Source organism: Peribacillus sp. YIM B13481 (genome assembly GCF_042787985.1).
In the GTDB taxonomy this organism is placed as follows: Bacteria; Bacillota; Bacilli; order Bacillales; family DSM-1321; genus Peribacillus; species Peribacillus simplex_A.
Window position 1 is genome coordinate 193,222 of sequence record NZ_JBHZPE010000003.1, and the last position, 18,326, is coordinate 211,547.

The window sequence follows — 18,326 nt, forward strand, 5'->3', positions numbered from 1 at the left end:
AAATAAGACGCTCCGATATACTTTTACTTTGCTCAACGGCATGGATCCGAAGGAGGTAAAAAAGAAGGAGTATGTCTTCCGCCAGCACTTTGGCAGGTCAATTTCCCTTGAAGGCGATTTAAAGAAATACGTTTTGACCATTTATGCGACATCAATGCTGAAAGAGCTACCGTACAAAGTCGAAGGTGTACGCGAAGCTGTTTCGCCTTTTACCCTCGGAATTATCTGCGGGAAGGACCGAAACGGGCAGTATAACGCATTCGACTTATTAAAGCAGCCGCACATCTTGATTGCTGGCGAAACTGGCTCCGGTAAATCCACTCAACTACGTTCTATATTAACGACGCTTATCCTCACTAAAAAACCCTCGGAACTAGAGTTATACCTCGGCGATTGTAAGAAGTCGGAGTTCCATATATTCCGCAAAGTTGAGCATGTTCAATGCGTATTGAGTAGCGCCAAGGATATTGGGAAAATGTTACGCGGCATTAAAAAGGAGCTCGACGAAAGGAGCGACTTAACGGAAATATTCGAAGTTGGTCACGTCGACGACCTTCCAGCTGAGCACCGCAGACCTTACTTGGTCGTATGTATCGATGAATTCGTTATGCTGCGTAAAAACGAAGAGGTAATGGAAATCCTTACGGAATTAGTGGCTATTGGTCGGACGCTTGGAGTATTCGCCATATTATCCATGCAAAGGCCAAACGCCAAGGTGTTGGACACGACTATTCGTGCGAATCTGACCGTCAGTATGGGCTTTAAACTGCGCGATGTTATCGAGTCGCGGATAGTCAATACGCCAGGGGCGGAAGCCATCGAAACGAGTGGCCGATTTATAATGAACAGCGATAAACTTTACGAGGTGCAGGCGCCGTATATTACGATTAAAAAGGCGAAGGAACTTCTTAATCCGTTCACGATTGCGAAGGGTCCCGTCAAAGAAGTTACGCCAGAGGAACCGGTCATAAAGGAATTAACCGAAAAGGACGTGTTTAACGATGTCGTTGACTAAACGAGATAGGGTGATAATTAAAGCGCTCGATAAATTCCGCGTTATGGATCGTGATAGCATCGCGGAGCTATTCTTCGCAGGCTTAAAGAGTCCCAAGGATGCGGCGAATAACGTCTTGCTGCGGTTACTTAGGGACGGAGAGATACAGCGCTCGACCGCTTTTATTCCGTATTGCTATTTCGGTCCTAATGTCCAAATGAAACAACAAAGCCAGAAAATCGGACACTTCCTCGCGATCCTAAACGTTTATAAAGAAATACTGAAGCTTGGCGAACTGGAATCGTTTCTCGTAGAACCAAAATACGGGAAGAAAAAGGACGGATGCTGCGAGCCGGATATCAGCGCACGTTTCAGGAAGACTCCGTTTTTTATCGAGGTACAGAAAACAGTTTATAGCACGAAGCAAATGGACGAAAAGCTCGAGCGCTATGTCCAGTTATACGAAAGTGGATTTATCGAAAAACCGTTCCCGCACGTCCTTATCCTTTCGGATCAGCGTTATGCAATCGACGAAGATTACCCCTTCAAAGTGTTCCAGAGTGAATCGTTTACGGAGTTTGTAGCATCGCTGAAAAGCGCGCCAGTTAGTAAGCCTAGCGAATGTGGAGTGCGGATCGTTGTTAAATAAAAATAGGCTTGTAATGTTTGAACAAATAAAAGAGACCACTTATTGTGGTCTTCTTTAGTCCATCATAGAGCTAACGCACCTGTTAGTTGAACAAGATAGTCTGTAAAAAACCTCCCTTAAAACAAGAGAGGGTAACATAAGGTTTTTATGTCACTTTGTGAACTTCTCTTTTTTTGCTTGTTTTTCATACTGCTGAGGGTTTCGGTATATCCGTCCTTAAAATAAGTAAATGACTAACAAATTAGACAAACTCCTATTTAGGTCATAAGCATAGTCTAGAATATACTGTTAACATTTCACTAAAGGAGGTTCCTTGTCAATGGATAAAAATAACACTAATTATGAGTCATATCTCCACCCTTATCAACGAAATTTTGTTCGTCAACAGTTGGATATTGGTGGATTATGGCTTACAGACGATGGCGGACGTTTACAATTTACTTATTATGATGACTCTGGTAATTTTAGCCCTACTCCTACTAATAATGTTGAAGGATATTACCGTGACCCTTCAATGAGCCAGAGTGATATAGGTAAAATCGTAGGAAAATTATCAGCGGGAAATCGTTTAATTGGAACATGGACTCGATCCACCTCCCAATCACAAAGTAGCGGCGGAATTTATTTGGATTTTTATGAAAATGGAAAAAAATTCATGGGGAAATGGGGTTATGGCTCTGAAGTCCCGCAGCATCCTTATTCTGGACACCGGTAGTTCCACCGTTCTAAATCAGAAAGTGACCTTATTCCAATATACGGTTTCTTAGAAATCCGACATTTGGAATGTTCACCCAAACCGCTAATCACCCGTTGACTTTTAATTAAACTATTCTGCTCCGTTAGTTCATCAATAAAATCAACAACATACTTTAACAGAGCCATAAAAAAAGGATGTCGGGTTTATTCCGCATCCTTTTTGCTGTATTTAAAGATATCATCGATTGTATATGTCTTATTTAGTCCTTCTACATTTCTGGCCAGCTCATTGATTACGTCTAAGATACTTTCTATTGTAGATAGTTCTATTCGCTTTGTTTTTCCCTCAGCCATATCGTAAATCGTAGCCGGTCTAACCTTCGCTTCTACTGCAATCTTATTTCTTGTTTCCTTAATTTCCCCTAGTATCTCATTCAAACCAAATCGAATTGCCATAACAGTACCCTCACTCCTTTAATATTCAGCTCTTAATAGTAGTATAAACGTTAAACTCCAAAAGTGTAACTCTTATTTAATAAAAACTAAAATAACTGTTGACGTTTAACTACAGGAGTAATATTATTAAGTCAGGAGATAAACTACAAGAGTAAAACTTCAAAACGAAAACAGGGAGGAAACAAAGTGATTCAATGGATTAACGGGGAAGAGTCTAAAACAGTCAGTGTCCACGGAAAGAAGACGATAGTCGGCCACTGGAACCTATACTTAGAAGGTACGACGCACTTCGTCACACTTTCACCGGAAGAAATCAAGCAGTACATTCCGGAACTTGGCGCAAAGCAGCGTTATTGCTACGGAGAACTGCTGGACGTAGAAATTGAGCACTTGTATGGTCGAATAAGTAAGGAGGAGATTGCATGACTATCGTAAAAGCTAACGCATACTTTAACTGCTCCGACGATCCTGAATTCGGTGAAACAATGACGGAACCCGTACATGTGATTAATTCATCGTTGGCACTTTCCATCTACGAGGATCGTGATTATGTATTCAGGGAAATTACGGAATGGACTCCGGAAGGCAATCCGATTGTAGACTTGGCAACAGCTAAGCGATTTGAGTTGAGTATGCAGAATGGTCCGGAGAAAATCGATGTTGAGTGGTTTATAGGCGCAAGTGTACTAGAGGTTGTACAAATATTTTTAAAGTAAAAAGCCCGCAAGGTACTGCAATACCTAACGAGCCGAAACAAAAAACTATATCTAAAGGGGATTATAACACATGAATTATTTAAAACGAAAAGTAATGGTACAGTTCATATTCGAAAATAAATCTTTTACAAGTGACAACATGACTGGCGTCTTGCTGGAAGAAAATAGAGTCTTAGTCGTAGAAGAGGGCGTCGAAATTTATGCGTGTACCCCTACCGAAAATCCTAACCATTATATTATTAATTTAGATATTGATGATCGAGACTATTTAAGGGGCACGAGTAATTCTTGCAAAAATGAGTTTCTAATCGATTTAATTGTAGGTTAATTAATCCGGGCGGTTTGGCGCCGCCCTATAAAACGGTGACATCCGATGGAGCCTCATAACCGCGGCAACGGGTGAGGTTGTATCGGGTGCCATTGCGGACGGTTCGTGGGTAATAGGCTGACCTGTGAGCCGTTTTTTTAATGAGTGCGCGAAGTTGAAACGGCATCTGTATCGTATTGTGATATTCCGAAGTGCGCGGTTTTCGATTCTCGTTCTTAATATAGGCTAGGAGGAAAAAACTTAGCGGAAAAATGTCCGAAAAGGAAAAGTCGCGCCTATTTTATAGTAAGGACGAATTTTAAACATGCGCGATTCCGCCAACTCATGCGTCATATATGGTAAGAAAGTGTCCGAAAACGGAAAGTCATGCGTCAAACATATTAAGGCGCAAGAAAGTGCGCGGAAGCTGGAAGTCGGGCGGCATTAATAGTAGGGATAGATTATTTTCCGAAAAGGTGCGCGGATTCAATTGCTCACGCGACATACAGATTAAGAAACAAGTTTCTCGTAGAAAAAGTGTCCGAAAACGGAAAGTCATGTGACATACATGAAGAGGAAGGGGTGCGCGGTTTTAGGTTCTCATGCCTATTATAGGGTAAGCGCCTTAAAATTTACGGCGAAAGTGTCCAAAACCATTCATTACCGCGGCTTTATATGTAATGGCAGAAAGGTAAATAAATTAAAAGGGAGAGATTTTAATGGATCATATCAAACTAATAAACACGCAAGTAGAAGATCAATACAAAGGGGCTGGTAACGCATTTCTCGTAATGGAAAATGGTTCACCGACAAAGTTAATTTATGAAAATCCGGAGTTCCCTCCAGTAGCTAAAGAGCTGAATGAGGATGAATTGATGCAATTATTCGTTGATAGTGAGGTTGATTTTTGGGACTTAGAACAGAAACAGGCAGTGATTTTAATGGGAACTTGCAGTTGTTACGATTTTGCATTTCCTGAAGTGTTTATTGATTTTAAGAACTAGATTTTTGATTAATTGCCCGGCTTCGGCTGGGCTTTTAAAAATATCCAAAGGAGGAATCAAAATGGAAAAAAGAAAGGTTTTTGATAAGCTTGATCCGACTTTTGGCGATAGATTTTTCATCCCGTTGCCAAGCGATGCACAGCACTACATTTTTCACGAAAGGATGAGCGCCGATAAGTTATTTTTATATGCGTTGATTATCGATTATTACAATCCAAAAGAGGGCTACGCATGGCCAGCCGTCGAAACGTTGGCTGTAAAATACGGCAAAGCTCCGGACACTACTAGTAAGCATCTGGACGACCTAAAGGAGGCCGGCTTAATCGACTTCCCGGAAAAGGGTTACTACATTCCGCTTGTTCCGCTAAGTGAAGAAGAATTTTTCCTGGAGTTTCCGCTGGCACTGGAATCTTATCAATTGACTACGAAACGATATGAAGAACGGAAGGCTGCCAGTAAGGAGCGAATAAGGCAATGGCGTGCTAAGTACACGGGGTAATAAACTAAGTACACCTAATTATCTAGGGTACAGAATGGCTCAGTTAGGTGTGAACTAGAACTAATAACTAGACCTATTAATTAGACCTAAAAGATTGCGCCCCTACTAACGTAGGAACGCCAAGGGGTGTTATTTATTAGTATTTATTCGTAAAAGAGAAAGTTCAACAGAACAACAAAGAGATAACGCGTACACCTAATTAACCGCGTTACAAAGGAGGAGTAATGATGGCAAGTGTATCGACAAATCAAATAATTAAATCGGCAATATCGGAGGCTCAGGCCAAAATAGAGCTAAACGCCACGATGCTAAAACTCCGCTCGGCTTACGGATTTGCACCGGCAAAGGGGACTGGATCCGAAGAAATGAAAGCGCGGTGCGAAGTCGTTGCAGAATCAGTGGACAGAGCGATCGAGGCCTACGTTGAAGAGACGGGTAAAGCGCCGGACAGAATGCGGAACACTAGCAAATACGTAACATCGAAGGAATTCCCGGCAAAGAAATACGAAGGCTTACAGGCTTACGCAAACGTGCCTGACGATCGTTTAAAAAGAGCCCCGCTTTATACGTTAGAGGCTGCCGGTAACTTATTAGACTTTAACGCAGAGTATTTGATTCGTACCGCTCATATGGAAGCTGTAGCAAGTCGTACGCGAGCCGAGTGGCAACGCATGGAATATGAGTATGTTGAGCGAAACGATTATAATCTGAGGGATTTATACGACGACTTAATGAAACGGCTGGACGCCCCGGAGAATTATATAACACCTGAGGAATATCGGAAAGAAAGACGGAAATGGAGACGTTGTAAATATTACGCCTGTGATAATTATTATCCGATTGCGAAGGATCATTATAAAAGCGCTAGGTTTAATTGGACCGGACTTAAAGCACGGTCAACCAATACGGAATATTGCTGCGATGAATGTAAGAAGGGTCAGGAAAACGCAGAAACTCGTTTTAAGAAGACTGGGACGTTCCTGCCGACTTATGCTTACGAATATATTTTAGGAGATACGAAAGAGAAAAAAGAGAAGCAAAACATTCCAAAAGAACATGAAAAAATCGTAATAATAGCTGATAAATCAAGCTAAAAACCACCCTAACGGCGCCAATTATTATAGAAGGGCAGACGTGCCCAATTATTATTTGGATATTTTGTAAGGAAAGAGGTGGAAAGTAATGAATAATAAAATGTTTAAAGCGTTGCGGAGTTTTCATGGACACAGTCAAAAAAGTTTTGCAGAGCTTCTGGATGTTTCGGAGAGTAATATTGTGATGATTGAAGCTGGGAAACGCCAGATCACATATGGAATGAAAACAAAAGTAGCGAAGAGTTTCGATATTACCCCTGAATTTCTGGAGTTTTACGAAAGGATTAGTAAGCTAGATTAATTTTTTTAAAAACATTTAGTGAAAATGCATAATATTATCCATTATAATTATAAGTCAATTCACGAAGGGATGTCAAGCGATGCGATGAATAAAAACAATGAAATATGGCGGGTAAGTTCCGATTGGCTCATGGCTTACACGGAAGACAAACGCACTACTCAGAAAATCCAGCGTTCCTATCCTGACTTTATTCCTTTCGCTGACTATTCCAAGAACGGCGAAATCGTAGGAATTCAATATAAAGTTCCGTCAGCAAGGAAACGCAGTGCTATTCACTTGCTCGGCGTAAACGTATCAAAATAGGTGTTTTTAGGGCCTTGGATGCCAGAAGGTATAAACACCCTCGGAATCAATTTGAAGACCGTAAATAGAAGCTATTTCATTGAAAAGCGTACCATATACGCACTTAAAACGGAGGGGTCAGGATGCAGGCAGAGGATTACCTTGAATTGATCGCTAATGCTAAAGCAAGGATCGAAGGACAAGCGGTACTGGACGCGATAGCAGGAACGGAGCCAGACATCGCTTTTATCGAGAAGCAGCACCGGAGGATTGCCGACTATGAACAAAAAATTATTGAAATAACGAAAGGATGACTTAGTATGTCGATTTTCTTAAAGTACTGCAAAGCCTGCGGGTACGTCATATGATCTATAGCGGAAATTTAGAGCCGTTTAAAGAGCTGACGCAACCACAAATGATAGTATCACGACCAGTTCCAAAGCCCGAGCCAGAACCAAATCAACCGCCTAGCGTTACGGTTAAAAGGACAGCAACTACGGAGTTCGGTTCGGTAAATACTAATGTTCGTTTTGACGCGGTTAGCGATGAGACAGGCGAGACTATTCGAAGTAAAACATGTTTGATTTACAGCTGGGAATCGCTCTCTTCGAGTTCAGTCCGCGGGAAGTTGTATGATTTCGTGGAAACGTTGAAAAGAGACCGGTTCCGCGTAAGAGTAGACGGATAAAAGACGCAATTCAATAAAACTAAAAAGGGGACTATTAATATGACAAACATCGAAAAAGCTTTAACTTCAATTCAAAAGGCACATGAAATTAGAGATAACAAATCAAGATTTCTTAAGGCAGAGGCACTTCCTATTCGTGACATGATTAAGAAAATCAAAGGTGACAAAAGTCTTTCGCCAACAGGCAAGGCTGAAAAGATAGCAGAACTTAAAAAGGAACAAACTGAAATATTTATGCGAAAAGTAAGCCTAAGAAAACAAGAATATCAGAGGAACCTACAAGAAGCCAAAACGATTGCAAAAGGTGTCATTGAATCAAATGTAGTTTACCCGGACGATGCAACTAAATTGAAGTTTAGCCGAGCGTTGTCGGAATTAAAGTTCAAAATTTCAATGTTAGATACGAAAGCATCTATGAAAGAAATCGCCAGTTTTGTAGATAATCTAAATGACGCAGGAACGGCAACGTTGCTGTTAGAGAGTTTCCACGAAATCGCTGGGAAATTCAGTGACACTAGTAACGCGGATGGATTCAAGAGCGAACTAACTCAGCTATATAAACGGGTACAGACAGAATTTACACCGGAAGAAGTCATTGAAGCTGAGAGCATCATCGAGGCTGCCGATTCTAACATGAACAATCGATTATTCACTCTTGTAATGCCAGGCGACAATCCTTCGTTAAATCCCGAATTTAGTCTCATAGATGAAGTGTTTTCAAGGGAAGCAACTCGTTTTTATCAAGATCCGGAAGCCTATTATGAAAGTAAGGGATTAGAGTCTCCGGCGCTGGTAGCCGATAAGAAAGAGGAAAAAGCCGAAAAAGTCGTTGAAGTTGATCCGGAGGCCCAACGCTATATGGATATTCAACGGAGAATTTCAGAATTACTCGCTCAAACAAGACATAACAATGACGGAGGTGCTAACGATGAGGCCACGCGGTAATAGAATCGAGCCCCAACGGGGTGGAAATGGTAAAGGAAATAAGACTGTTACCTTCCCGAAGTATCAAGTCGGCTTAGTTGTCGGCTGTTCGGGCGGATCGCTTACCTTCAAAATCTATACGGACCACAATACCGTAGAGACGTTTACCTTAAAAGATCGGGAAGTTTTCAACGAACTTACTTTGCAGTTCAACAAGTTAGAAATTATCGCAGGCTATACGGTTGGGTGGTATTTCATAAGTAGCGAGGATTTAGACGCAAGATAGTATCGCTCCCGAGATGAACCTAGTTCTGGTCATGACTAACGTAGAGGGACGAAATAATCTCCTGAGATTGGCGTCCGTTTCCCGCGGGCGTCTTTTTATTATATATAACCCAACTGCATATAGACAGATGTAGGAGGAAAAAGGATATACAGTCGAAGAAGCATCTACTGAATAAAGCATTTTTTCTTGATTTAACAAATATCATTTTTATAAGGAGGGATTTATATTGATTAATAAAAAAACTATTTATTTTATTTGTTCAATTTTATTACCTCCATTTATTATAATATTTATTTATTATCTTATGACTTGGATATTTATTTAATAAATTGTCCAAATGTTGTATACTTCATCTAATGAAATTAGTAAAGGGAGTATACATAATGTCAAAAGAAAAGTTAATTCAACTGCAGTTCGCTCTGTTTTTTGAGGAGATGGATAATCGCCCAGATAAATTCATAAATAAAATCGATGAAGCACTAGATGGTGTATTTGATCAGATGCCGACTATACTTCCGATACCTGCAGATGCTCCGCCTGAAATTCCTAGTGTTACTATGCAAAGTTCAAATGGTCTTTACGTTTGTAATATTGCTAAAAATAGGATAGATTTCGTGATGAATTGTATTAATTCGGGTGATTCTGCTTCTGTTATTTTTGAAAATTTCATCTCAAAAATACGCTTATTTTCTAACGTCGTTTTTGGTTCGAAGAATATTATTAGGTTTGGTTTTATAGGAAGATATTTTTACAAACGAAATGATCCTGCTAAAGTAATACAATCAAAATATTTCAAAGACGATCTAGGGGAGTTAGAAGAGATTAACTTAAGATTTAACAAAAGGTTTGAGAGTAATGATTTATCTTTTAATGATGTTGTTGAAATAAGCAAAGGTAGCGTTAGTGAAAATAACGGTCCAGAGCAGTATGGTATTGTTATCCAAAGAGATATGAATAATATTCCAGTTGTATCTTTGCAAAAGGAAGATATGTTGTCGGTGATAAAATCAAGAGAGGATAATTTTAAGCTTTCTGGCATTTCGGAGTTGGTATTATGACCATTGAAACGTCGACTTCCTCAAGCTCCACTTCAAGTTCGAGTTCTACAACTGCACCCTCAATGGAGCCTAGTTCAGCAACAAATACTGTAATACAGGAGGCGTTCCTCAAGCAGTATATTGCAAATAATAAACCTCAAACTGCGGCTCAAATAAAAGCCACAGGTGAAGTGAAACTTGCTGAAGCAGAAGCAAAGCGTATTGAAGGGGAATCGAAAAACAAATCTATAGTCCTTTATATAGTTGGAATAATTAGTATATTATTAGCTCTTTTTGGTTGTACTATTTTTATCGTAAAGCCTGATATTTCAAAAGATGTTTGGGTGGTAATAGGGCCTATAATTACTGCAGGTATGACTGGCACTATGGGTTTTCTTACTGGTGAAAAACAGGGCGCTGCTAAAGAATGAAAAAATTGAAGAAAGTTTAGGCCGTCCCAAAAGGGCGGCTTTTTATTTATCCAAATTCGAAAGGATGAGAAATTATGAACGACGCACTAAGAAAAGCGAGGGCTCAACGCCATCTGGAATTCGGTATTTTGTGCCAACGCATCGATGAACACGAAGGTAAGTTTTCACGAAATGTACTTCGTAGGCTTTCAAAGTGCCGAAGTCAATTTAACGCGACGGTTAACGATCAAATTTTAGGTGAGTTAATTAAATCGAATTTATCATGCTTGGCCGAGATGGAGTTGTTTGTGAAAGCTCGCAACGCTGGCGACTCTGTTGCCGAATATAAGCACCGCAAAGAGGCTACACGACTTTGGGACGAAGGCAGCGTGATTGCGATTAGGATAACCGAGGAGTTGAGTTAGATGGAGTTAAAAGCAAGACTCAGTCTTATAGATAATATGACGAAACCAATGCGCCTGATGTCGAAGCAAATGCAGACGTTTCAAAAGCATGCGGAATCCGTAAGTAAAGGCGTCGGCAAAATGAGGACGAACATGTCCGGATTTACAATGGGTCTAGGCGCAGCTGCGACCGGTGTCATAGGTTTAGTCGGAGCGCAAAAGTTACTTAACGCAACGATCGGTGAAGCGATGAAACTCGATTATAACAAGGTGAGCTTAGAGGCAATGTTTAGCGGGGACGTTAAAGCGGCGAAAGAACTTTCCGACTTCATCCAAAACAAGGCGGTAAACTCCGTAATGACATACCAGGAAGCGTTAAGCTCTACGCAATCCTTTTCGACGTTAACAAAAAATACCGATGAGATTAAGACGATGGTCAATTTAACCGAACGCTTAAGTTACCTCAATCCGATGCAAGGCTTTGAAGGCGCGGGTTTTGCGATTAAAGAGGCTCTCGGAGGTGACTTGGTATCTCTGAAAGACCGTTTCAATTTGACGAAAGATCAGGTTCAGCCGATTAAAGATGCAGCCAATCAGGCCGAGAAGTTGAGGGCGCTCGACACGGTACTATCGGATATCGGGATTGATACAAAATATCTCGGAAAAGTAAACGATACAACCTATGCGAAATGGGGCAAGCTCGTTGACACGACGAAGCAATTTCTCGTAGGGCTCGGAGAATCAGCGCTAAGTTCCGTGGCCCCGTTTATTGACAAGTTTACTGCCTTCATGGAAAGTGGTAAGTTTGCGGATTTCAAGGTAAAGGCGGAAGAGACGTTCAGCGCAGCAGTCTCCGGAGCTATAAGTCTAGCCACGACAATTGCGAACAACTGGCCGGCGATTAGAGAAACGATTATTGCGGTAAGTGGAGGCCTCGTCGTACTGAAGGCAGGCTTTGTCGCAATGTCTGTCATTAGTACCGTTACTACGATGATGAACGCTTATAAACTGGCAAACGTCGGTGCTACAACGGCCGCAGCCCTTTTTAATGGCGTACTTTTAGCTAACCCTATCGGCTTGGTTATCGCTACAATCGGTTTGCTCGTCGCGGCAGGCGTTTATCTATATCGCAACTGGGATACGGTCAAAGCGAAAACAGTCGAGCTTTGGAATAAACTCGGATTTTTAAAAGGCGCAGTTATTGCCATGCTTGGGCCATTCGGTCAAATCGTTGCAGCTGGCGTAGCTATTTATAAAAACTTCGACACTATCAAGAGCAAAGCCGGCGACATGGTCAACTCGGTTGTTTCCGGAGTCAATAAAATGATTGGCGTCCTGAATAAGATACCAGGCGTAAATATCCCGATAGTACCGAAAGTAAGTTGGGGTAATGTTACAAGCGCTTCGGCGTATAGCAAATCGGTAGGTCAAGGCCGCCAAACATCGCATGCAGGCGGACTTTCACGTGTTCCTTACGATGGGTACGGTGCTAGCTTGCATAAAGGCGAAAGGGTCCTTACGAAGCAAGAGAACAAGGAGTATTCGTCTGGAAAAGGCGGAGGGAATACGTACAATTTTGGTGGCGTTCATTTACACGGAACAGAATCAACGGAGAAAGACGCAGAAAAGTTGTTCGATTTATTCGTCAAAAAAGTAGAAAGAGCCGGATTTGCGGGCGCTTAAAAATTAACGGCTGGCCTTCGGGCTGGCTTTATTTATTTGAAAAAAGAGAAAAAGGAATTGTCTTAATATTTGTCGAAATATAATTGGGAGGAGTTGGTAGAATGACGTTTAATGACAATCTTAATAAGTTAATTACGGAGATGTCTGAAGCAGAAGCGAAGAATCTGTTAGCTAAGGTATTTCGCAAGATGGGTCGAGTAAATGGTATTAATTATAAAGCAACTGATTGCTATTCCGAAATTGAATGTATCTTTCGCGATGAAGTTGTAGGGAAAATGATGAATTTTGAAAAGGGAGATGTGAAGTAATGGCAAGGATTGATGAAGTAACTTATGAGGAAATTGGACGCAAGTTAGTTGGCTTAGTTAAAGCGGCTGAATTAGCAGGGCATCAACGAGTGAAGTCATCCGCAGATCATGACGTTGATCCAGGTGAAAACTTGGCGGCTCAGTTCGTTATTGACGCTTTTACGAAGAAGGTTCCAGAAATTAATGAGAAGTGGTTTAAAGGGTGATATTGAACTAAGCGTCCTATAATAGGGCGTTTTTTATTTGGATGACTAAAGAACGTGTGTTCGTGTTATAATGTCGTTACCGTTACGAAGGGGTTGACGATATGACAATACGCGATAGAGGCAAGGTCAAGTGGGCTCCAGCTGCATTCCTACCCGAATATACGAAGATGCTGCGTGAATTAAATACGGATTACCACCGAAAACGAAAACCGATTATTGATGAGTTTCAATTCGAAGAATTCGACCAACGTATTTGCTATGCGAGGGAATATAATTTTGCGGTGAAGATTATGAAGTGGGTGGACGGCTTTAATTACGAAATAATAGGACGCGTACATTACGTCGATCCTATACGTAAGGAAGTACGGCTGAAAACGGAAGCGGACGAAGTGAAGCGCTTGAAGATGTCGGAAATAATAGCGGTGGAGGTACACGAGTAAAGGGGCGGCCGTACTGGTTTACATTTCATCCTCGAAAGAAACACTGGAAGAAACGGTGTTTTAGGAGGAATTGACGTGGAGGACGAGAAGAAGCCTTATGAATATAAGATTGGTAACGCGACCATAATTATTAATTCCGGCTTAATGAAACTAACTGTAGAAGAACGAAAGCAATGGTACGCCGATGAATTAGCGAAGGGGAACCCCGTTTTATTAGACATAGTAAGGGCGATCAATAATTGTTATCGGAAGTATGAAGGTGAGGATACGTAAAAATCAGGCTGCCTTTAAGGCGGCTTTTTTATATTCGAAGGAGGAGATCGTATGGGTAAACGAGGACCAGCACCGCGACCATTAACAAATATTCAACGCTTTGCTGCTTTCCGGCTAGTATACCGGCAAGGGCTTACGATGGAGCAAGTCGCAGAAGAGGCGGGAGTTTCGCGTATGACGTTATGGAAGTGGCAACAACGGGAGGATTTCGCTAAGGCTTACGAACAGGAATACCGGAATATGGTACAGCGTTTTAGATACAATCGCAGGGCATAACGTGATAATGTCGTATGACCTGACAATGTCCGAAATGTAGTCGTATCAAGGGTTTTCGTGGTAATAACTGGTTTACAAAATTACGCAATTTCCGACGTTTTGCGTGCACGGGGCTCATGACGGACGGCCCCTCGAAACGTTTTGACGGGGTAATATAACGTAAGGATTTCCGATTAGTTCCCGTATATTCTGCACGCGGGGCCTGCCGGATGTGCCTCCGAAAATCTCAGGGGGTTGTATAATCCAATTGCCCCTGTATTCGAAGGCTCAGCTTATGCAGTATGACGGGATCATTAGGCGGAGTGATAGTCGTATGAATGGCGTTAAATTAACGATGTTTAAATAATGTATATTCGATAATAATTGCGTATGCACAAACGTAGTCATTCCAACGGTTATGTAATTAGTTAACTACCGCAAATGTCTATTATGTTAACTAGAATTGCGTTGTTCATGCAGCGAAATGAATAAATTAATTAAGCAATTCGCGTGCCAACGAAGACATACGCACGTGTATCGGGAGTGGACGACGGGGGGGATGACCGATTTACCCCAAGCCCGGGGTCGAATATCTCTGCATCTGCTGTATTATAAATCCGCGCAGTAAAATTTCACTTCGGGGGGTTGGTGCACGCAATTCTGACGCAACTATACGAAACTCACACGCTGGTTTATTTTGGAAATGATTCTATCATATTACGGGAGGTTCCGTTTATACTTAAGGAAAAGGGGCGATGTAAATGCGGAAGATATTAAAGGTGCTTGGCGGATTGGTAATCGTATTAAGTCTGGTGGCATGTGGCGATGAAGATAGGCCGGTTAAGTCTGTAGAAACTACGGCATCAGAGCCTGAACAAAAGGCAGTCGAAGCTAAGCCGAAGCCTTCTATTGATAAGGTAGAACTTAATAGCGAAGAAGTAACGCCAATCTTAAAGGAACGTATTGCTGACGTTGATAAAGTTGAAATAAAGGACGGGCACGTTAAAGTGATATTCCGAGCTGATGAATCACACTGGGATGAAACGGAAATCGCAAGTTCAACGGCACATCAAGGGCTAACGTTAATAGAGATGTTGTTTAAAAATTCGGAAGTTAAAGAGGTGGAAATAATAACTCCGACAACTATGATTGATAGTAAGGGTAACGAAAAAGTAACTGAAGTTGTAAAAGTTACGTGGGATCGTGCAACAGCTGATGAAATTAACTATAAAAACTTTAGCGATATGTTATATGTAGAGTTTCCACGATTTTACAATGAATCGAGTAGTTATTACATTCACCCAGGAGTGTTCTCCAAGATTAAAGCAAAGAATCTGGCTCAGTTCGAAACCGGATTTCAGAAGGAATAGTAAATCATGCCTTGACCTTAAGCGGAATCGTCCGTTTGGGTCGGGGCTTTTTTTCGTATGTAAAAGTAGAAAAAGCGACCGCAATTGGTCGCCTTTCTTCTTATTTATATAGTCGTCCACGTCGCTTCTTAGCGTTGCCTTCTTTGAAAAGGTTTGCGACAGGAGATGCTACTTCGTGATTCTCTTTTATATCTGCTTCGGCATATTTGACGTAACGTTGCGTCATGCTGATGTCGGTGTGCCCGAGTATCTTCATTAACGAAAAGGAGTTACCACCTGAACGAAGATACTTAATCGCAAAGTAATGGCGGAATGTATGTGGCGATACACGCACGTCGATGACTCCTGCTTTAGCTGCGTACTTCTTAAGCATCTTCGCAAAGGTATCCGAATTGTAACGTTCCCCAAACGACGTAAGAAATAGATAATCGTCCGGCTCAACGTTAATATAGTCGACCAAGGTCTGTATCTCTCCGACAGTCTTCTTCGTTAAAGGTAAAATGCGCGTGCGGTTGGACTTAGATATTTCGCCACGCACAGTTATTTGTCTTAACGTAAAGTCTACGTCATTTATTCGAAGATTAGTGAGCTCTCCGATACGTAACCCTGTATCGATTAAAATTAACATCATTACGCGATCCCGAAAGCCGGTAAACGTTTTTATATTCGGCGTAGCTATGAGTCGGATTACATCGTCGTCAGCGAATACCTCGAAAGTATCGTCAGTTTCCGTTTGGTATTTGATGCTCTCCGCAGGGTTGTGCGATATATAACGGTGGTCGACCAGGTAATTAAAGAACACGCGCAGCACTCGAATGATATTATTTATCGATCGTGCCGACACGCCTTTTTGCGCAGAGTGGTTCGTCGGGTGGTCGTCCCACTTAACTTTATCGAACGTCATGTACCGAATATACTCTCCGATAGCGGATTCGTTAAGCTCCTCGTAATTATTATCGGTGTACCACCCGCAAAACTTTCCGATTATTTGAGCATACGCCTTGATGGTTTTATCCGACCGTTTCTCCAACTTCTTAGCTTCGATAAACAAGTCGAACGCTTCCCTTACGTTGAAACCCTTCTGAATTTTATCGCGCTTTTTGAACGCGAATTTACGTGAATTGTACGTCTGATTTGTCGCCAATTTAGCGAACCTCCTGATTCCTATAAATTTTTCGTAGAGGTGCCGATAAAGCCGTCCAATTTTGCCGTGAATTTATCGGAATTTAGCGGGATAAAGCCCCCCAAAACCGTTCGGTTATACCGTCAGCATGACTAAGGCAAAACCTACAAATTCCGAATTCATTGCTATGGTGGCCGATAAGCTCCGTCTCGAGCATAAAGCATCTTGACAGGGGTAGGGGGAAACGGTTGTTAAGATTCAGGGTAACCATTGACCATATAAAGGCTAGAGCCGCTAAATATAAATAAGAACTCTCCGTCTGGTGGTAAGGGGACAGGAAGAAGTTGCTTTGTGATTTTTTATAATCGGCAACTTCAATTTTTTACGCTGCCGATTAAAAAAAATTAAACGCCTTTTATTTATTGGATTTTGCAGGAAGAATCCAATAAATAAAAGGCGTTTTTGTTTGGTGGAAAAAGCGGGATTCATTATCTGAATCATTAATTTTTTTTAGTTTAGCGACATATTCGCCGGGGAGTTTCCTAAAAAGCCAAGAATATCTTCACGGATGAAAAGATGGAAAATTAATCGGCGTCGTTATTGAGGCGGATGGAAAAGTTAGAGCGGCAGTTATCGGGATTCGTATGGAGGGAAAACGATAATTAATGGCAAGGGGTTTGACCGTAATCTTTTAAAAAAAGGATTGAATGATACTTTGCTTTTATATGAATCAAAAATAAAGGAACTCGAATCAATAAAGGAATATGAACAAACAAAATGTTGATTGAAGAAATTGATGGCGCAATACTTCAATTGGATGAGAAACGGAAGTCAATCATAGATATGCTTGAATCAAAAGGGGAAGGTGAAATAACGATTGGTCAAATGGCCTTTCCGGATACCTGCTGGCAAATCAAAAGTTTGGAAAAGAAATTGAGTTGTTTGACGAAAGGAACCTTCTATGCCGAAAATAATCACCTGCATTTTGAAAGTTTCCGATAAATGATTGATCTAGATGAAAATAATTTGCTGTGTCTGTTCATAAAATTGGGATATAACGATTTTTGGGAGAGGTGGCAGATTTCATCATGACCTTAATCTTTGCACATCGAGGCTCGTCAGGAACACATCCGGAAAATACGATGTCTGCGTTCAAAGAAGCTGCACGTGTGGGGGCTGACGGAATCGAAACGGATGTCCAGCTCTCGAAAGATGGAGAAGTGGTCATCATTCACGATGAAAAGCTCGATCGGACCACGAATGCCTCAGGGTATGTAAAAGACAGGACCTTGATGGAGTTGAAAACACTTAATGCGTCCCCAAACTTTAAGGGGAAATTGAGTAAAGAAAACATTCCGACGCTTGAAGAACTATTTATCTGGCTTAACGACAATCAGCTTTATTGCAATATTGAACTGAAAAACACGCTTTTTCTGTATCCAGGTTTAGAAGAGAAAGTCATACAGCTCACCCGTGCCTACGAAATGGATGAAAGGATTATCCTTTCATCATTCAATCATTACAGTTTGGTTAAATGCCATCAATTGGCACCGGAACTGGAGACGGCACCGCTTTATAGGGATGGTCTGTACATGCCGTGGATATATGCCAAAGCAATAGGCGGGAGCGCAATCCATCCAAATTTCCGGGCTGCCCCTGATTTTGTTATTCAAGCATCGTTGAGCATGGGTGTTGCTGTACGGCCATATACCATCAATGAGGAAGCCGAGATGAAAAGATTATTCAAATTGGGGTGCAGTGCCATCATAACCGATTTTCCTGAGGCAGCCGTACGGGCCAGAGAAGGACTTAAATCGAGATAAAGAAAGAAGGTGCCATAATTATAAACTGTACCCTATGTAAAGGACAATTTTAAAAAAAGGTTAGGCTATCTCTAGAAGATGATCTCTGTATTGAACAG

General features: G+C 41.4%; 28 protein-coding genes and 1 pseudogene. 27 read left to right on the top strand and 2 right to left on the bottom strand.

Annotated features, from left to right (window positions below):
* The first annotated feature begins 40 nt into the window (after positions 1-40).
* The 3 genes from ACFX4X_RS04010 (at position 41) to ACFX4X_RS04020 (ending at position 2,358) form a co-directional block, all read left to right on the top strand.
* Complete coding sequence (locus tag ACFX4X_RS04010) at positions 41-1,015, top strand: FtsK/SpoIIIE domain-containing protein (protein ID WP_377381772.1); 975 nt, start codon at positions 41-43, stop codon at positions 1,013-1,015.
* On the top strand, positions 1,002-1,643 hold the full coding sequence (locus ACFX4X_RS04015; protein ID WP_377381774.1) for a hypothetical protein: 642 nt from the start codon (positions 1,002-1,004) through the stop codon (positions 1,641-1,643). The genes ACFX4X_RS04010 and ACFX4X_RS04015 overlap by 14 nt, the downstream gene beginning before the upstream one ends.
* A 319-nt stretch (positions 1,644-1,962) precedes the next feature.
* On the top strand, positions 1,963-2,358 hold the full coding sequence (locus ACFX4X_RS04020; protein WP_377381777.1) for a hypothetical protein: 396 nt from the start codon (positions 1,963-1,965) through the stop codon (positions 2,356-2,358).
* 185 nt (positions 2,359-2,543) lie between these two features.
* On the opposite strand, the gene ACFX4X_RS04025 is transcribed toward ACFX4X_RS04020, so the two are convergent.
* Entirely contained in the window at positions 2,544-2,795 is a 252-nt protein-coding gene (locus tag ACFX4X_RS04025) for an XRE family transcriptional regulator (RefSeq protein WP_377381780.1), read from the bottom strand.
* A 186-nt stretch (positions 2,796-2,981) separates the two neighbouring features.
* Here ACFX4X_RS04025 and ACFX4X_RS04030 point away from each other — a divergent pair, with 186 nt between their 5' ends.
* The 21 genes from ACFX4X_RS04030 to ACFX4X_RS04130 all read left to right on the top strand — a co-directional run bounded on the left by ACFX4X_RS04030 (position 2,982) and on the right by ACFX4X_RS04130 (position 15,282).
* Positions 2,982-3,221 (top strand): hypothetical protein, encoded by a 240-nt coding sequence (locus tag ACFX4X_RS04030; protein WP_377381783.1) that lies wholly within the window; start codon positions 2,982-2,984, stop codon positions 3,219-3,221.
* Complete coding sequence (locus ACFX4X_RS04035; protein ID WP_377381785.1) at positions 3,218-3,511, top strand: hypothetical protein; 294 nt, start codon at positions 3,218-3,220, stop codon at positions 3,509-3,511. Before ACFX4X_RS04030 ends, ACFX4X_RS04035 begins: the two co-directional genes overlap by 4 nt.
* 70 nt (positions 3,512-3,581) lie before the next feature.
* On the top strand, positions 3,582-3,839 hold the full coding sequence (locus ACFX4X_RS04040) for a hypothetical protein (protein ID WP_377381788.1): 258 nt from the start codon (positions 3,582-3,584) through the stop codon (positions 3,837-3,839).
* Between the two features lie 698 nt (positions 3,840-4,537).
* Positions 4,538-4,822 carry a hypothetical protein gene (locus ACFX4X_RS04045; protein WP_377381790.1) on the top strand — a complete coding sequence of 95 codons (285 nt, stop codon included), beginning with the start codon at positions 4,538-4,540 and terminating at the stop codon, positions 4,820-4,822.
* A 61-nt stretch (positions 4,823-4,883) separates the two neighbouring features.
* Entirely contained in the window at positions 4,884-5,321 is a 438-nt protein-coding gene (locus ACFX4X_RS04050) for a helix-turn-helix domain-containing protein (protein WP_377381793.1), read from the top strand.
* 227 nt (positions 5,322-5,548) lie between these two features.
* Complete coding sequence (locus ACFX4X_RS04055) at positions 5,549-6,415, top strand: hypothetical protein (RefSeq protein WP_377381796.1); 867 nt, start codon at positions 5,549-5,551, stop codon at positions 6,413-6,415.
* A gap of 88 nt (positions 6,416-6,503) precedes the next feature.
* Positions 6,504-6,716: a helix-turn-helix transcriptional regulator gene (locus tag ACFX4X_RS04060; protein WP_377381798.1), complete on the top strand. Its 213-nt coding sequence runs from the start codon at positions 6,504-6,506 to the stop codon at positions 6,714-6,716.
* Positions 6,717-6,800: 84 nt separating this feature from the next.
* Positions 6,801-7,019, top strand: coding sequence for a hypothetical protein (locus ACFX4X_RS04065; RefSeq protein WP_377381801.1), 219 nt, complete (start codon positions 6,801-6,803; stop codon positions 7,017-7,019).
* Positions 7,020-7,141: 122 nt separating this feature from the next.
* The gene (locus ACFX4X_RS04070; RefSeq protein ID WP_377381804.1) at positions 7,142-7,312 is read left to right on the top strand and encodes a hypothetical protein; all 171 of its coding nucleotides are present in this window, start codon (positions 7,142-7,144) and stop codon (positions 7,310-7,312) included.
* Between the two features lie 413 nt (positions 7,313-7,725).
* Positions 7,726-8,631 (top strand): hypothetical protein, encoded by a 906-nt coding sequence (locus ACFX4X_RS04075; RefSeq protein WP_377381807.1) that lies wholly within the window; start codon positions 7,726-7,728, stop codon positions 8,629-8,631.
* Positions 8,615-8,896, top strand: a complete 282-nt coding sequence (locus ACFX4X_RS04080; RefSeq protein WP_377381810.1) for a hypothetical protein — start codon at positions 8,615-8,617, stop codon at positions 8,894-8,896. Before ACFX4X_RS04075 ends, ACFX4X_RS04080 begins: the two co-directional genes overlap by 17 nt.
* 383 nt (positions 8,897-9,279) lie before the next feature.
* A complete protein-coding gene (locus tag ACFX4X_RS04085) occupies positions 9,280-9,954 on the top strand; it encodes a hypothetical protein (protein WP_377381813.1) in 675 nt (224 codons plus the stop codon).
* Positions 9,951-10,364, top strand: coding sequence for a hypothetical protein (locus tag ACFX4X_RS04090; protein WP_377381816.1), 414 nt, complete (start codon positions 9,951-9,953; stop codon positions 10,362-10,364). Before ACFX4X_RS04085 ends, ACFX4X_RS04090 begins: the two co-directional genes overlap by 4 nt.
* A 74-nt stretch (positions 10,365-10,438) precedes the next feature.
* On the top strand, positions 10,439-10,768 hold the full coding sequence (locus ACFX4X_RS04095; RefSeq protein ID WP_377381819.1) for a hypothetical protein: 330 nt from the start codon (positions 10,439-10,441) through the stop codon (positions 10,766-10,768).
* Positions 10,769-12,430 carry a phage tail tape measure protein gene (locus ACFX4X_RS04100; protein ID WP_377381822.1) on the top strand — a complete coding sequence of 554 codons (1,662 nt, stop codon included), beginning with the start codon at positions 10,769-10,771 and terminating at the stop codon, positions 12,428-12,430.
* Positions 12,431-12,531: 101 nt separating this feature from the next.
* Entirely contained in the window at positions 12,532-12,738 is a 207-nt protein-coding gene (locus tag ACFX4X_RS04105; protein WP_377381825.1) for a hypothetical protein, read from the top strand.
* Positions 12,738-12,944, top strand: a complete 207-nt coding sequence (locus ACFX4X_RS04110) for a hypothetical protein (RefSeq protein WP_377381827.1) — start codon at positions 12,738-12,740, stop codon at positions 12,942-12,944. The genes ACFX4X_RS04105 and ACFX4X_RS04110 overlap by 1 nt, the downstream gene beginning before the upstream one ends.
* Positions 12,945-13,045: 101 nt before the next feature.
* Complete coding sequence (locus ACFX4X_RS04115; protein ID WP_377381830.1) at positions 13,046-13,384, top strand: YolD-like family protein; 339 nt, start codon at positions 13,046-13,048, stop codon at positions 13,382-13,384.
* 75 nt (positions 13,385-13,459) lie between these two features.
* The gene (locus ACFX4X_RS04120; RefSeq protein WP_377381833.1) at positions 13,460-13,657 is read left to right on the top strand and encodes a hypothetical protein; all 198 of its coding nucleotides are present in this window, start codon (positions 13,460-13,462) and stop codon (positions 13,655-13,657) included.
* Positions 13,658-13,708: 51 nt separating this feature from the next.
* Entirely contained in the window at positions 13,709-13,933 is a 225-nt protein-coding gene (locus tag ACFX4X_RS04125; RefSeq protein ID WP_377381836.1) for a phBC6A51 family helix-turn-helix protein, read from the top strand.
* Positions 13,934-14,673: 740 nt separating this feature from the next.
* The gene (locus ACFX4X_RS04130) at positions 14,674-15,282 is read left to right on the top strand and encodes a hypothetical protein (protein ID WP_377381839.1); all 609 of its coding nucleotides are present in this window, start codon (positions 14,674-14,676) and stop codon (positions 15,280-15,282) included.
* Positions 15,283-15,382: 100 nt separating this feature from the next.
* On the opposite strand, the gene ACFX4X_RS04135 is transcribed toward ACFX4X_RS04130, so the two are convergent.
* On the bottom strand, positions 15,383-16,426 hold the full coding sequence (locus tag ACFX4X_RS04135) for a tyrosine-type recombinase/integrase (RefSeq protein WP_377381842.1): 1,044 nt from the start codon (positions 16,424-16,426) through the stop codon (positions 15,383-15,385).
* A 109-nt stretch (positions 16,427-16,535) separates the two neighbouring features.
* Between ACFX4X_RS04135 and ACFX4X_RS04140 the strand changes: the two are divergent.
* The 3 genes and pseudogenes from ACFX4X_RS04140 to ACFX4X_RS04150 form a co-directional block, all read left to right on the top strand.
* A pseudogene (locus ACFX4X_RS04140) lies at positions 16,536-16,634 on the top strand (sporulation initiation factor Spo0A C-terminal domain-containing protein); the annotation flags it as partial.
* 548 nt (positions 16,635-17,182) lie between these two features.
* On the top strand, positions 17,183-17,407 hold the full coding sequence (locus tag ACFX4X_RS04145) for a hypothetical protein (protein ID WP_377381845.1): 225 nt from the start codon (positions 17,183-17,185) through the stop codon (positions 17,405-17,407).
* 86 nt (positions 17,408-17,493) lie between these two features.
* Positions 17,494-18,228 carry a glycerophosphodiester phosphodiesterase gene (locus ACFX4X_RS04150; RefSeq protein ID WP_284470251.1) on the top strand — a complete coding sequence of 245 codons (735 nt, stop codon included), beginning with the start codon at positions 17,494-17,496 and terminating at the stop codon, positions 18,226-18,228.
* Positions 18,229-18,326: the final 98 nt, after the last annotated feature.

What these genes read in the sequence shown, in the direction of transcription:
- ACFX4X_RS04010 (WP_377381772.1), top strand. Translation starts at nt 41, where the DNA reads ATGGATCCGAAGGAGGTAAAAAAGAAGGAGTATGTCTTCCGCCAGCAC.
- ACFX4X_RS04015 (WP_377381774.1), top strand. Translation starts at nt 1,002, where the DNA reads ATGTCGTTGACTAAACGAGATAGGGTGATAATTAAAGCGCTCGATAAA.
- ACFX4X_RS04020 (WP_377381777.1), top strand. Translation starts at nt 1,963, where the DNA reads ATGGATAAAAATAACACTAATTATGAGTCATATCTCCACCCTTATCAA.
- ACFX4X_RS04025 (WP_377381780.1), bottom strand. Translation starts at nt 2,795, where the DNA reads ATGGCAATTCGATTTGGTTTGAATGAGATACTAGGGGAAATTAAGGAA.
- ACFX4X_RS04035 (WP_377381785.1), top strand. Translation starts at nt 3,218, where the DNA reads ATGACTATCGTAAAAGCTAACGCATACTTTAACTGCTCCGACGATCCT.
- ACFX4X_RS04040 (WP_377381788.1), top strand. Translation starts at nt 3,582, where the DNA reads ATGAATTATTTAAAACGAAAAGTAATGGTACAGTTCATATTCGAAAAT.
- ACFX4X_RS04045 (WP_377381790.1), top strand. Translation starts at nt 4,538, where the DNA reads ATGGATCATATCAAACTAATAAACACGCAAGTAGAAGATCAATACAAA.
- ACFX4X_RS04050 (WP_377381793.1), top strand. Translation starts at nt 4,884, where the DNA reads ATGGAAAAAAGAAAGGTTTTTGATAAGCTTGATCCGACTTTTGGCGAT.
- ACFX4X_RS04055 (WP_377381796.1), top strand. Translation starts at nt 5,549, where the DNA reads ATGGCAAGTGTATCGACAAATCAAATAATTAAATCGGCAATATCGGAG.
- ACFX4X_RS04060 (WP_377381798.1), top strand. Translation starts at nt 6,504, where the DNA reads ATGAATAATAAAATGTTTAAAGCGTTGCGGAGTTTTCATGGACACAGT.
- ACFX4X_RS04065 (WP_377381801.1), top strand. Translation starts at nt 6,801, where the DNA reads ATGAATAAAAACAATGAAATATGGCGGGTAAGTTCCGATTGGCTCATG.
- ACFX4X_RS04070 (WP_377381804.1), top strand. Translation starts at nt 7,142, where the DNA reads ATGCAGGCAGAGGATTACCTTGAATTGATCGCTAATGCTAAAGCAAGG.
- ACFX4X_RS04075 (WP_377381807.1), top strand. Translation starts at nt 7,726, where the DNA reads ATGACAAACATCGAAAAAGCTTTAACTTCAATTCAAAAGGCACATGAA.
- ACFX4X_RS04080 (WP_377381810.1), top strand. Translation starts at nt 8,615, where the DNA reads ATGAGGCCACGCGGTAATAGAATCGAGCCCCAACGGGGTGGAAATGGT.
- ACFX4X_RS04085 (WP_377381813.1), top strand. Translation starts at nt 9,280, where the DNA reads ATGTCAAAAGAAAAGTTAATTCAACTGCAGTTCGCTCTGTTTTTTGAG.
- ACFX4X_RS04090 (WP_377381816.1), top strand. Translation starts at nt 9,951, where the DNA reads ATGACCATTGAAACGTCGACTTCCTCAAGCTCCACTTCAAGTTCGAGT.
- ACFX4X_RS04095 (WP_377381819.1), top strand. Translation starts at nt 10,439, where the DNA reads ATGAACGACGCACTAAGAAAAGCGAGGGCTCAACGCCATCTGGAATTC.
- ACFX4X_RS04100 (WP_377381822.1), top strand. Translation starts at nt 10,769, where the DNA reads ATGGAGTTAAAAGCAAGACTCAGTCTTATAGATAATATGACGAAACCA.
- ACFX4X_RS04105 (WP_377381825.1), top strand. Translation starts at nt 12,532, where the DNA reads ATGACGTTTAATGACAATCTTAATAAGTTAATTACGGAGATGTCTGAA.
- ACFX4X_RS04110 (WP_377381827.1), top strand. Translation starts at nt 12,738, where the DNA reads ATGGCAAGGATTGATGAAGTAACTTATGAGGAAATTGGACGCAAGTTA.
- ACFX4X_RS04115 (WP_377381830.1), top strand. Translation starts at nt 13,046, where the DNA reads ATGACAATACGCGATAGAGGCAAGGTCAAGTGGGCTCCAGCTGCATTC.
- ACFX4X_RS04125 (WP_377381836.1), top strand. Translation starts at nt 13,709, where the DNA reads ATGGGTAAACGAGGACCAGCACCGCGACCATTAACAAATATTCAACGC.
- ACFX4X_RS04130 (WP_377381839.1), top strand. Translation starts at nt 14,674, where the DNA reads ATGCGGAAGATATTAAAGGTGCTTGGCGGATTGGTAATCGTATTAAGT.
- ACFX4X_RS04145 (WP_377381845.1), top strand. Translation starts at nt 17,183, where the DNA reads ATGTTGATTGAAGAAATTGATGGCGCAATACTTCAATTGGATGAGAAA.
- ACFX4X_RS04150 (WP_284470251.1), top strand. Translation starts at nt 17,494, where the DNA reads ATGACCTTAATCTTTGCACATCGAGGCTCGTCAGGAACACATCCGGAA.